This is a genomic window from Flammeovirga kamogawensis (genome assembly GCF_018736065.1).
Classification (GTDB): domain Bacteria; phylum Bacteroidota; class Bacteroidia; order Cytophagales; family Flammeovirgaceae; genus Flammeovirga; species Flammeovirga kamogawensis.
The window spans coordinates 320,940-334,047 of sequence record NZ_CP076130.1 but is presented as its reverse complement, the minus strand read 5'-3'; the positions used below and the strand labels follow the sequence as shown (position 1 = coordinate 334,047).

The following is a 13,108-nucleotide window of genomic DNA, read 5'->3' as shown; positions in this document are numbered from 1 at the left end:
GATATTTTTCTCATTCAATCACAAAAAAAGAGACTCCATTTAACTAGAGTCTCTTAGGGGGAATAAAATAGGGTAACATTTATTTCTCAAATACACTCAATTCGCTAATTGAGGTATAATACTGTATGCCTAAGTGAGCATTATTTGCATCTTTTTCAATGCCGCCACCAAGACCAACAATTCTGATTCCTTTAGTAGTTACAGGCTTAAAAGTTATTTCGTAATTCATAAAACAAGGCTTTAACCATTGCGAATTATCTAAATTCATTTTTGGAGACACTTCTTCACCTTCTAGTTTAACCCATTTACCATTTTTCAGAACTTCGACCTCAAAAGAAGTAAACCAACCGCAAAACTCTCCAGATTGTCCATTATTATAAATTAAAGCTGAAATTGTTTGTGGTTTATCCCATTTATAACCGTAAAAATCAACTTCTCTGGCAGTTCCTTTTTTAGTACTATAATATGTTTCTTTTGTTGTTCCATTTCTAATTAACTCAATATTTTTATTTGTTGAGTTCTTATTATAAACCACTTCTTTTGCTGTAGAAGCTAAGTTTTTAGAATGTACATCAAATTTTACATTGATTGCTTTTACTTCACCTTTATATTCCGCAATTATATCAAAAGCATACGTTCCTACTTCAGTAGGTGTTCCTTCCAAAGCAGTTGATGTCAATGCGATTCCTTTAGGTAATTCACCCTCAATTTTTACTTTTACATCTCCTTTATTACCACCAGTATAGATAGGATAATTAAATGGATGGTTTACTTCTATAGCCATTTTTGGAATAGTATTTAATTCGAAAGGAGCTACAAATTTTGCATCAGTATTGATTTTATAATATTGCTTCCCTCCTTTTGTAATCACTTCACCTCCATATGCTTTAATAATTCTCTCTCCTTGTATAGCAGTTCTTTTTGCAAGGTTAGTAAGTGTTTCATCAGATAAGCCCTCTCTTGTTATCATTTTATATTGATCATTAAAAGGGAGCTTCCAATTTGCACCTTCTACAGGAAACATTAAGTCATGAGGTATGCTTTTAGAACCATTCACTATACCCAATAAACCACACATTGTTGCTGCCTGATTATCTGCATCCATTCCAAATGCACAGCTATAATCTAATGTTTTTTGGAAATCGCCATCCCCGTATAAAAGAGCCATAATTCCATATGCTCCATTTAAATTTGCATCTACAACAGCCCAAGAATGTCTGTTATAATCTTCAACAACATAGTAATGTTCTTTTACAAGTGCTCTTGCTTTCTGCCAATCATTAGGGTGTTTTGAATGCCATTTTTTTACATTTTCAACTATGGCTTTAAAACGACTGTTTTTTGGAAGAGACTCTGTTCCAATATCAATTAATTTATGAATATCTTTTTCGAAAAATGCGGCACTATACATTGCTGCATAATGTAAAGTAGGATCAATACCGAAACTATCATTAGTAATCCTAGCAGAAAATTCTGATTTTTCAACAGCATAATTAATCATGCCTGGAGAAGTTACTGCCCAAATTTCATTTACCAATTGAGGGTCTATCTGAAACCACTCTGTATTATAACCAATTGAACCTGATACAGGTGGAAAATGACCTGCATTAATTAATGTTACGGCCATTCTATTGGCAAACCAAACACGTTCTTTTACATGAGTAGACCACGCGTTGGCTAAATTTTTATAGCTTGGTTCTATTCCATTCTTTTCCATTTGAGTCAAATACATATACTCAATATCTGTATCATCATCAGAATAAGCTCCATTATGCTTCTTAAGATCTTCTAACGTAAAATCATATCCATAAGGAAATTTATCTGGACCTGGCTCATCTATAAATTTAAACTCATATCCTAAACCATAAGTATTTCCTACAATTTGTCCTATCCAAGATGCATAAACAGCATCGTTATATTCTTCTACTGAAAGTAATTTATAATTCCCTTTTTCTTCTTTTTCAGTACAACCTATTACAGTTAAACTAAGAAGTAATACCCCGATATATTGGTAAAATTTGTTCATTAATTTATGCCTTATAATTTTGAATACACAACCAACCCAAGTCCTACTATAAATAGCAAAAACATAAGGTTTAATAATTTATTTGTTCCTTTTGGAGCATCTTGAAACTCTTTCCATATTACAACTCCCCAAAATGCAGCAATCATGGTGGCTCCTTGCCCTAATCCATAAGATACTGCCGGACTTGCAACTTCTGAAGCGATAATGTTAAAAGCCATTCCTACTCCCCAAATTGCCCCACCAAGAATACCAATAAGGTGTAATTTTGTTGTTCCTTTATGTATATAATCTGCATAAGATACCGCCTCTCCTGATAGAGGTTTATACATATTAATGGTATTAAAAATGAAATTTGAGAGCATAATTCCTAATGCAAATACTACTACAGCAGAATAAGGAGTTAACTTTCCTAGTTCTGGAGTGATTAAGTTTGTAGCCATTGCATCTGCAACAAAACCATAAAAGAACCCCATCGATACTCCAGCAATTAATGCAATAATTATCCCTTTACTACTTCCTGATTGTTGATTTGGCAGACGTTTATAAGCAATTGCATTGAGTAAAATTGCCAATACAATTAGTAGTACTCCTGTAAATATTAAAAATGGATCTGCTGAAGGGTCTTTTATGTAATTATCTATAACACCAATCACTAATGCTAACCCAATACCTACCGGAAAAGCGACAGCCATTCCTGTAATATCAATAGCTATTACAAGTAGTATATTTGCTATATTAAAAATGACACCACCAATAAAAGCACTCATAATTGCACTTGAATTTGCCGATGTTATATCTTGAATAAATCCACGTCCATGTTCACCATAAGAACCCATGGTAAGTGCTAAAAGTAAAGAGATAAGAACCACTCCAATAGAATAATCCCAGTAAAACAATTGGAAATTCCATTTCTGACTTGCAAGTTTTTGAGTATTAGCCCAAGAACCCCAACAGAGCATAGTGATAAAACAAAAGGCTACTGCTAAAGAATAATTTTCTATTAAAAACATATTGGTAATTAATTTAGCGTATTAAAGAAGTTCATCTAAAGTAGGTGCAGAATTTTGAGCACCATTTCTAGTTACGGCAATTGATGCAGCCTTACTTGCAAATTGTATTGCTTGTTTTATATTTTCGCCTTCTACCAAAGCTACTGTAAGTGCACCATTAAAAACATCACCTGCTGCTGTTGTATCAATAGCTTTTACAATTGGAGCTGGAATAATTTCGTTATACTCTGAATTAGATAAATATGCACCTTGCTTACCGAGTGTGATTACAACAGTATTTATTCCTTTATTATGAAATATTTCAGATGCCTTCTCCATAGAAGTAATATCATTAATTTCTACTCCTGTTAAGAGTTGCGTCTCTGTCTCGTTGGGTGTAATAATATCTACATTTTTTAATATTGCATCTGATAATTGTTGTGCTGGTGCAGGGTTTAAAACAACAGTATTATTGTGGTTTTTAGCTAACTCAACCACTTTTTGAACGGTTACAATAGGTGTTTCTAATTGTACTAAAGTGATTGCCGATGTTGTAAATATTTTTTCTTGTTGAGTGATGTCTTCTACTGATAGTAAAGCGTTTGCCCCAGATGATACAACAATACTATTTTCTGCATTATCGTCTACCGTTATTAATGCCACACCTGTTGCCTCGTTCTCTGCTTTTAATATCTGATTTGTATTAATACCAACTTCTTGATAACTTTTAATAGCTTCAACTCCTAAACTATCTTTACCTACTTTAGCTATAAAAGTAACATTGCCATTTAGTTTTGCAGCAGCTACCGCTTGATTTGCTCCTTTTCCGCCTTGATATTGATTAAAAGTTCCTCCTAAAATAGTTTCACCTGGTTGTGGTAGTCGAGTAGTTTTCACAACCATATCTGTGTTCGAACTTCCGACAACAGTTATATTTTTATTCATAATGCAAAGTATTAGCCATGTATCAAATACTCTGTTTATAGTATAGTATTTTTGTATTTGATTACACTACAATAATCCAACATTAAGTGTAATTAAACAACTTTATTAAAATCGCATAAAGAAACAGTAATCACTTAAAAATAAATATCATTAAAACCTATATATCAATTAATTACAAGTATTATTCACTATTTAAAACTGTTAAAACAATCATTTAAAAAAAGTGGATTTTAACGCTTATTAAAAATGAAAAGTATTCTATCCTAAAATAAGATCATCCCACCCTTTCACTTCATCAACATTATTTTCATTCGTGAGATTTTCTTTTTCTTGCATTGCATCATCAATTTTCTTCTTGAATTTCCAACAAGTATTCTGACGCAGATCTAAATCTTCTGATAATTTATACGTTGAAATATCTCCATTATTAGCAAAAACAATAAACAACATTCTGAATGCTTTTTCTATGGGAAAATGTAACCTATGAAATATTGTACCGCTAGTTACAGACTCATTGTAATTACATTTCTTACATCTTCTACCAAGTACTCCTTGACCTTTTGCGTAAGTTGTCCCATTACATTTTTTACATGAATAGCCTGCCTCCCATTTCTTCTTCTCTAAATATTCGTAACAACTATTATCGTCTGGAAATAGATTTTCAAATTCTTCAAAAGAGACTTCTTTAAGCATTACTCTTGCCGTTGCTAATTCTTCTACATCATTATGTAATTGACGGTTTTCTTTTTCTAATTGCTGGTTCATTAAAGCAATTTGTTTTTGATGAGCCAACAGTAAATCATTTACTTCTTCTAGTTCTTTATTCTTATAAAAAACAATTTCTTTTTGTTCTTCTACCTCTTGTGTTCTTTCTATAACTTTTTGCTCAATAATTTTTTCTTGTTCTTTTAAAGTTGTGATTTCTCTTATTTGAATCGCTTCTTTCTCGTCTTTCAACTTTTTGAACTTATCAAATTGAGACATTGTAATAAGTAGACCTACAATTAAGAGAGTAACATTAAATGAATAGACTGTGAGAACTCCACTAAAAATATAAAGGTCGTGTGATTTTAAAACGAGTGTAAGTAGTTGCAATAATAGAGTACTATATCCTATAAAAAAGTACCATGTTTTTATTCTTTTCGCTTTTATTGCACGTATTAATACATAAAAAATTAAAATGAATGGAACTCCAAATAAATAAAGATTCCACATTGGTGAATTGTACCCTTTCACTGTAAGAAAATATACTACATTGCCTATTGTTATTGCCCATATCACATAAAACAATAGGTTATGATGCTGCTTTATTTTTAAAAAATTGATGGATAAAAATGTAATTGCAATAGTGAAAAATACAGAAGAAAGTTTCATCAAATGATAATTATTTACTGGATTTTCTACCCATAAATATTGTGATGCTAAATTATCCTCTGATAAACCTAAAGAAATTACCGACAACAAATAGAAGATTATTAAAAGCTGGTAACGTTCTTTTAAAATAATAAATAGCAACCCATTTACTAAAATCAAACATAATATTGTACCGTAAAATAGCCCAAGTGATAAATACTCTTTTAATGCATAAGAAAAGAAAGATGTTGTTTTACTTAATTTAAAGAGCAAGACATTATTAAAATCAGATTTATAACGTAAATATACGGTAGCAACTTTAGTAGAATCTCTTACATTTAATGGAAATGTTATATTCTTATGTTCAAATTCCCTATCAGTAAATTGATGATCATACCCTGCTGAAACTATTTTTGATGGAAAATGATTATCTTCAGACAGAAATGCTTCTACACTACTTAAATGACTATCTAGTATTTCAAAAACCCAAGAATTTCCTTTTAAAGTAGTTGCATCTATAGACATTTTGACCCAATACGAAACAGCCGTATCTGAGGTGACAAACATAGGTATATTTAGTGCTTTAAATAACCGTTGTTTGGCTACTACATCCTCTATTGAAAATGAATTTAAAGAATCTACGACTAAAGTAAAATCAGGAGCAGATATTAATACTTCTTCTTTGTTCTCTAGTGAAATTGGTTTAGCCTGAAGGAATTGTCCTCCAATACTACATAGTAATGCAATTAGTATAGTTCGAATCAACATCTTATAATGTTTAGCACCTTCTATGTGCATTTATTGTGTTAGATGAATTCAATTTAACATTAAATCATTAACAACTGTAACACATATCTTGTCATTAACATTTTTTTCAAATAAACTCTTCTTACACAACCTATTCTTTTAAATACTTTATACAAAAGAGCAAAATATTAAATGGTAGTATCATTTATTATAAGATAGCATCAAAAGCATTTCACTAGATAATAACTGCAAAAAAACAGTTTTTTAACCATAATTAAACTGTTTACTCCTTGGTTTCTGACATAGTTTATAAAATTTTAGACCTCTACATTTGTATCATAAGGTAAACTAAAAAGCTCAAAAGCAAATTGCTTTAAACACTATAAAAGACTAAAAAACGATGACAAATGATTTAAAATTATTTTCTATTTCTCATAAAAAGGCTAATGTAATTGTACGTGAAAAATTTGCATTGAATGATTTAGAAATTAAACAATTTACACATAAACTAAAAGAAGTACTTTCTATACATGAATGTATTGTACTTTCTACCTGTAACAGAGTTGAAGTTTACTATGTAGGAACAAAAGATAAAACAACAGAAATACTTAAAGTTTTATGTGCTTTCAAATGTTTAGTTCCTTCAGAAAAATACTATAAATATATTGAGTCTAAAGAGGCTACTGATGCTATAAAACATTTATTCTGTACTGGAATTGGGCTAAACTCAAGATTATTAGGAGACCTTCAAATTTATGGGCAGTTAAAATCAGCCTATCACCTTGCAAAAGATGAAAACATGTGTGGTACTTATTTACATAGATTGATGCACACATTTTTTCATTTCCATAAAAGAGTTATTAACGAAACTGATTTTAAAGAAGGTATCACCTCGAACTCATATTCGACTGCTAATCTTATACATAAAGAAAGTAAAAGAGCAACAGATACAAAAATTCTTATTATCGGTACAGGCGAAATGGGATCTGATATTTGTCAATATCTTCATAAACTGGGTACTAAAAACGTTTGGATTACAAACAGAACAACCTCAAAAGCTAAGGAAATTAGTTATTTATATGGTTTTGAATTTTTAGATTATGCCACACATTTATTAAACTTATCTGATTTTGATATTGTAATTAGCTGTGCACATCATGAAAATGTTGTCTATAAAAGTGAACATTTTAAAGCAAACCCTCCAAAATTAATTGTCGATTTGTGCACACCTAGAACTGTGGATGCAAAAATAATAAAGCTAGGTAGCAAACTATTAAATGTAGATGATCTAGGCTTACAAATTGATTACACAATTTCAGTTCGTAAAAACTCTATTCCAAAAGTAGAGGAATTAATAAATGAAGAAATTGACGCATTCACTTCTTGGCTTTCAGAAACTAGCTTTACTCCCACTGTCAAACAATTTAAAAAAGCTCTTGAAGAGTTAAGGTTAGAATCGTTAGCTTCTTTAAAAAAAGAGCTTAAAACATCAGAATTAGAAGCTGTGAATAGAGTCTCTAATAAAATGATTCAAAAAATAATACAATTACCTACTTTACAACTAAAAGAAGCCTGTAAAAAAGGGAATGTTGCTACTTTAAATGATGCTCTTAAATCTTTATTCTCACTTGAGGAGCATCCTGTTTTAACTACTAAAATATAACTATTACTATGGGATTTTTAAAATCACTTTTCGGCAAAAAGACAAAAAAAGAAGACGGGCCGATATCTCAAAAACAAATAGAATTAGTACAAAATTCTTTCGCACTTGTTGCCCCAATTGCAGAACAAGCTGCAGGTATTTTCTACAATAAATTATTTGAATTAGACCCTTCATTAAAACCTTTATTTACTTCTGATATTTCAGAACAAGGTAAAAAGCTAATGTCCATGCTTGCTGCGGCAGTTAATGGTCTCAATAACCTTACAACACTAGTACCTGTTGTTCAGGATCTTGGAAAAAGACACGTAAGCTACCATGTTGAAGAAAAACATTATGATACAGTAGGTGAAGCACTACTTTTCACTTTAAAAGCAGGCTTAGGTGATGAATGGACCGAAGATGTTGAAGAAGCATGGACTACAGTTTATGTTGTTTTAGCAACTACAATGAAAGAAGCTGCTGCTACTGTAGAAGTTGTAGAATAATATTTATCCTATTTTATTTGATACGATTGTTAAATAATCGCTACAACAAAACAAATATTGCTCTGGAAGTACATTCTTGTACTCCTAGGCAATTGTTGACGGATTAACCACTAACATTACAAAATAAATTTCTATGAACAAGTTTAATACAATTTCTCATTATAAGAACTTACTCGCCTCTTTATTTATAGTATTCTCTATCATCTCTTGTCAACCCTTACCAGAAGAAAATCAGCAAGTAACATCCTCTAAAAAATATTCTATAGAAGAAGCTTTTACTGTTGTTGCAAAAGAAAATGATATTGCTAGAACATTATATACAAAAGCTATTGTGGGTGCGGGAAAAAAGAAAGGGCTAAAATTTGATGAAGATTGGGAAAAGGATCATATTGAAGCAGGCCCTTTACCAGCTCTATTTCTAAGAGGTATAGCCTCAGACATTCGCAAAAACAATGATGTCCCATTAGGATTATTTCTAGGTTCAGATTTCCCTATCCGTAAATCAAATAAATTTAAAGGGAAACAAGCTGAACTATTTACTCAAATGCGTGAGGATAGCTTACCTAAATTTTTCTTTGATGAAGAAAATAAACTATATACCGCTATGTTTCCTGATGTTGCAGGTGCTGGTGCATGTGTGAGCTGCCATAATCAGCATGTAGAAACCACAAAGTCGGATTGGAAACTTGGCGATATACAAGGAGCTACAACATGGACCTACCCCGAAGATTCTGTAAGTTTTGATGAATTAGAAGCTATGATTATGGCTTATAGAAATGGTGCTGCCAACACCTTCCAGAAATATATAGACAAAACAAAAACTTTTGAAGAAAATGACATCCCTGTAGTTGGAAATAGTTGGCCAAAAGATGGTTATCAGTTGCCACAACCTACTATATTTTTAGATAGTGTAGGTTTGCTAACTTCAACAGAGACTTTAAATGCAATCTTAAAATTATAAATGTTTGTAACCCGATTATTAAAAACTCCCCTCTCCTACTATTTGCATTAATAAGATTTTTAAAACATTGAGGGGAGTCTTTTTTAAATTCATAAACTATGAATAAGCTCATCTACTTTTATATAGGAAGCACCCTCTTTATACTATTTGTTTTACAAGATGCATTGCAGTTAAGATGGGAAGGACTCTATCAGTTACAAGAAGATCAATTTTATCGAAGATGGTCAGGTTTAGGATTACTATTCATTATCTTATTTCAGTGGACTTTAAGTATCGTTAGAAGTGTAGAAAAATGGCAAGCAAAATCAATAGCTTTTTATAAAGTACATAACTGGTTAGGTGCACTAACACCTCTTTTATTTTACTTACACTCTATGGAATTAGGTTTTGCTTATTTGTTCATTTTAAGCATTACATTCTTTAGTAATTTTTTAATGGGAATGTTCAATTTTGATGTCATAAAAACTACATCAAAACTCTTTTTTCAAGGATGGATGATTGTACATGTTTCCTTGTCTCTTTTGATCACCACTCTTACTTTTTACCACATTTGGGTGGTATTTTATTACGAGTAAATTTACAATCCAATGGAAAGAATAAAAACACTCAAAGTCATTGATGTTGTTCAAGAAACAAATGATGCTATTAGTATTCATTTTAAACAACCTTTTTTTAAAAAAATAAAATATTCTTCTGGTCAGTTTTTAACTCTTTTAGTTACAATTGATGGTAAAGTTGTAAGACGCTGTTATTCTTTAAATAGTACACCTAAAGTTGATAAAACAATTAGTGTAACTATAAAGAGGATTAAAGATGGTAAAGTTTCAAATTTCCTTTTTGATACTATTAAGAAAGGAGATAAAATTAAAATTCTTTACCCAATGGGTGATTTTACTATTGAACCCAAACCAGAAAAAGCTAGACACATTATCTTATTTGGTGCAGGCAGTGGAATCACCCCATTATTTTCAATTCTAAAAGCAATTCTTTATGCAGAACCTAAAAGTATTGTTTCATTATTTTATGGAAATAGAGATAAGGAATCGATTATTTTTAATGGTTTTTTAAATTATTATAAAGAAAAATTTGCTGAAAGGTTAAATCTAATTCATATCATTGAGAAGCCTGGTGATTTTAAAAGTTGCTACAAAGGAAGAGTTGAACGAGAGCAAGTTCCTATTTATCTTAAAAAAGTTCCTCAATGGGATGTAGATGCTACGGAATATTATATCTGTGGGCCATCTGGAATGATGATAGAAGCCGAAGAAGGCTTAAAAGCTTGTAATATTCCAGAAGCAAAAATACATATTGAACGTTTTTCTGCACCACCACCATCAGCATTAGAAACTAAAAAAATTGGTGCTTTTCTAGAAAATAGAGAAATAGAAATTCTTTTAAAAAACACCTCTCATAAAATGACTGTGCCTGCTAAATCAAATATTTTAGAAGCAGCACTTGATGAGGGAATACAAGTGCCCTATGTTTGCATGGATGGTATTTGTGGAAGTTGTAAAGCACAAGTAAAAAAGGGTAAAGTTTTTATGAGAGAAGGTCACATATTATCTCAAGAAGAGGTAAATGAGGGTTTTATACTGCCTTGTATATGCAATCCTATATCTAATAATGTAGTTGTAGAATATGCTTAGATAATACAAAAAATTCAATAGTTATTACGCAAAAGGTAAGTCAGTTTTCATTACATATGATTTTATTACACTCTCTGGCTTCCTTTTGCTTTTAACTATCAATGATGACAAAATCAACTTTATAAATGTTTAAAATAAGTAGAAAAAGGCAAAGGCAATGGATTGGATTCTGCACAGGTATCTTTATTTCAGCCATTACATATGTAACATTATTTCTACCTGGAAATACTGATTTCCATTCTAAAGGTCCTATGAACACAGGCCATGAGAACTTAAAATGCGAAACCTGCCATACCCCTGCTAAAGGAAATGTTTTTCAACAAGCTCAAGCCAATCTAATGTTTACTGTAGGGTTAAGAAGAAGTGAAGCTGATTTTGGTGCTAAAAATGTTGATAACACAAAATGCTTAGATTGTCATGAAAGAGCCAATGATAGACATCCGTTACATCGTTTTGAAGAACCCCGATTTTCAGAAGCAAGAAAAGACATTGGTGTTACAAATTGTGAATCATGTCATCAAGAACATAATGGTGTTCGTGTAACTCAAACAAACTTAAGTTATTGTCAATCTTGCCATGAAGATACTGAAATGAAAAACGACCCTTTAGAAGTTTCTCATAAAGAGCTTATTGGCAAAAAACAATGGAATACATGTTTGCAATGCCATGATTTCCATGGAAACCATATTTTTCACGCTGCCACATCTTTAAAAGATACAATTCCTATTGCAGAAATTAAGGCATATTTTAATGGTGATGAATCTCCGTATGCAATACAGAAAAAATATTATGCTACAACAGAAGAGAATTAAGACACTATTTTCAATAAATGTATAAGTTAATAAATTCCAAGTACTGTTTAAATCTCAAACAATTTGATAAAAAAAAGGCAACTTCATAACTATTTATGAGGCTGCCTATTTGTTCTTTATGTCTCGTCCTGAATTAGTGTTACACAAAACGTAACATTATGAATGAAGATCAAAAATATCAGTACACTAAACGTACACAAAAAGATTATAGCTACTCTTTTAAATTACAAGTTGTAGATGAAGTGGAACGAGGGGAAATAGGTATAACGGCAGCAAGACTTAAATATGGAATACAAGGTCATGCTACGGTCCGTACTTGGATAAGAAAGTATGGTAATTTAGATTGGGATAATAAATCTGATTTAAAAATGGGAAAGACACCAGAACAAAAATTATTGGAGCTAGAACAAAAGGTTCTATTATTAGAGAAACAAAAAGCTTCTTTAGAAAAACAACTCTACGTAACAGATAAAAAAGCAATTTTCTTTGATATGATGATCGATATTGCTGAGGATGAATTTAATATTCCTATTAGAAAAAAGTCTTTACCCAAGCAGTTGACCAATTCAAAAAAGAAGAAAAAATAGGAGTCAAACCGACTTGTGAATTGCTTGGGTTAGATCGACAAATTTATTATCGTTCGAAAAGGAAAGTAAAAAATAATAATAGTATTGCATCTAAAGTAGTAGACTTAGTGAAAAGAATTCGTTTGAAGCAAACTAAAATAGGGACAAGGAAATTATATCAATTACTTCTTCCTGAATTGCAATTACTAAATGTAGGTAGAGATAAGCTTTTTGATATCATGAGGGCTAATCGACTCGATATCAAGCCTAAAAAACAATATCATGTCACTACAAATTCTCATCACAGGTTTAAAAAGCATAAAAACCTTATTGAGCATTTGGAAATAAATAGACCTGAACAAGTATTAGTTTCTGATATAACTTACATAGGTGAGCGAAGTAACCCAATGTATCTATCCTTAGTAACAGATGCCTATTCTAAGAAAATAATGGGGTTAAATGTATCAGATAGTTTGAATGCAAATGGAGCTATTGCAGCATTAAAAGAAGCACTGAAAAATAGAAACTATGTTGATTTACCAATGATACACCATTCAGATAGAGGATTACAATATTGTAGTCACGAGTATCAACGACATCTTCAGGAAAATAAAGTATTGTGCTCGATGACGGAATCTTACGATCCTTATCAAAATGCGGTAGCAGAAAGAATAAACGGAATTCTTAAGCAAGAATTTATTTTAGGAATAAAAATTAATGATCTCGATTTAATGAATAAATTTATTAGAGAATCTGTATATATTTACAATAATGAAAGGCCTCATTGGAGTAATTATATGAAGACACCTGTTGAGATGCATCAACAAAGTGAAATAAAAATGAGAACTTATAAAAGTAAAAATAGCACCGAGTCTACACTCGATGCTATCAATATATAATAGTCTAAATCTGTAA

The 13,108-nt window shown here is 31.2% G+C and carries 12 protein-coding genes; 8 read left to right on the top strand and 4 right to left on the bottom strand.

From position 1 onward, the window contains the following. Window positions 1–79 precede the first annotated feature (79 nt). The 4 genes from KM029_RS25580 to KM029_RS25565 form a co-directional block, all read right to left on the bottom strand. A complete protein-coding gene (locus KM029_RS25580; protein ID WP_144077247.1) occupies window positions 80–2,026 on the bottom strand; it encodes an ADP-ribosylglycohydrolase family protein in 1,947 nt (648 codons plus the stop codon). Window positions 2,027–2,037: 11 nt separating this feature from the next. Further along, window positions 2,038–3,036, bottom strand: a complete 999-nt coding sequence (locus tag KM029_RS25575) for a GRP family sugar transporter (protein WP_144077246.1) — start codon at window positions 3,034–3,036, stop codon at window positions 2,038–2,040. A gap of 21 nt (window positions 3,037–3,057) precedes the next feature. After that, window positions 3,058–3,960 (bottom strand): ribokinase, encoded by a 903-nt coding sequence (gene rbsK / locus KM029_RS25570; RefSeq protein ID WP_144077245.1) that lies wholly within the window; start codon window positions 3,958–3,960, stop codon window positions 3,058–3,060. A gap of 258 nt (window positions 3,961–4,218) precedes the next feature. Further along, a complete protein-coding gene (locus KM029_RS25565) occupies window positions 4,219–6,081 on the bottom strand; it encodes a 7TM diverse intracellular signaling domain-containing protein (protein ID WP_158631269.1) in 1,863 nt (620 codons plus the stop codon). 379 nt (window positions 6,082–6,460) lie between these two features. Here KM029_RS25565 and hemA point away from each other — a divergent pair, with 379 nt between their 5' ends. From hemA to KM029_RS25530, 8 genes are all read left to right on the top strand, one after another. Continuing rightward, window positions 6,461–7,723, top strand: a complete 1,263-nt coding sequence (hemA, locus tag KM029_RS25560) for a glutamyl-tRNA reductase (RefSeq protein ID WP_144077243.1) — start codon at window positions 6,461–6,463, stop codon at window positions 7,721–7,723. Between the two features lie 8 nt (window positions 7,724–7,731). After that, a complete protein-coding gene (locus KM029_RS25555; RefSeq protein WP_144077242.1) occupies window positions 7,732–8,208 on the top strand; it encodes a globin family protein in 477 nt (158 codons plus the stop codon). A 133-nt stretch (window positions 8,209–8,341) separates the two neighbouring features. Further along, a complete protein-coding gene (locus KM029_RS25550; protein ID WP_144077241.1) occupies window positions 8,342–9,169 on the top strand; it encodes a c-type heme family protein in 828 nt (275 codons plus the stop codon). 98 nt (window positions 9,170–9,267) lie between these two features. Further along, entirely contained in the window at window positions 9,268–9,744 is a 477-nt protein-coding gene (locus KM029_RS25545; RefSeq protein ID WP_144077240.1) for a hypothetical protein, read from the top strand. Window positions 9,745–9,756: 12 nt separating this feature from the next. After that, window positions 9,757–10,815, top strand: a complete 1,059-nt coding sequence (locus KM029_RS25540; RefSeq protein ID WP_144077239.1) for a ferredoxin--NADP reductase — start codon at window positions 9,757–9,759, stop codon at window positions 10,813–10,815. Window positions 10,816–10,940: 125 nt separating this feature from the next. After that, window positions 10,941–11,627 (top strand): cytochrome c3 family protein, encoded by a 687-nt coding sequence (locus tag KM029_RS25535; protein ID WP_144077238.1) that lies wholly within the window; start codon window positions 10,941–10,943, stop codon window positions 11,625–11,627. A 158-nt stretch (window positions 11,628–11,785) separates the two neighbouring features. Further along, window positions 11,786–12,214, top strand: a complete 429-nt coding sequence (locus KM029_RS26975; RefSeq protein WP_205125551.1) for a transposase — start codon at window positions 11,786–11,788, stop codon at window positions 12,212–12,214. A gap of 20 nt (window positions 12,215–12,234) precedes the next feature. Continuing rightward, complete coding sequence (locus tag KM029_RS25530) at window positions 12,235–13,092, top strand: IS3 family transposase (RefSeq protein ID WP_245006608.1); 858 nt, start codon at window positions 12,235–12,237, stop codon at window positions 13,090–13,092. Window positions 13,093–13,108: the final 16 nt, after the last annotated feature.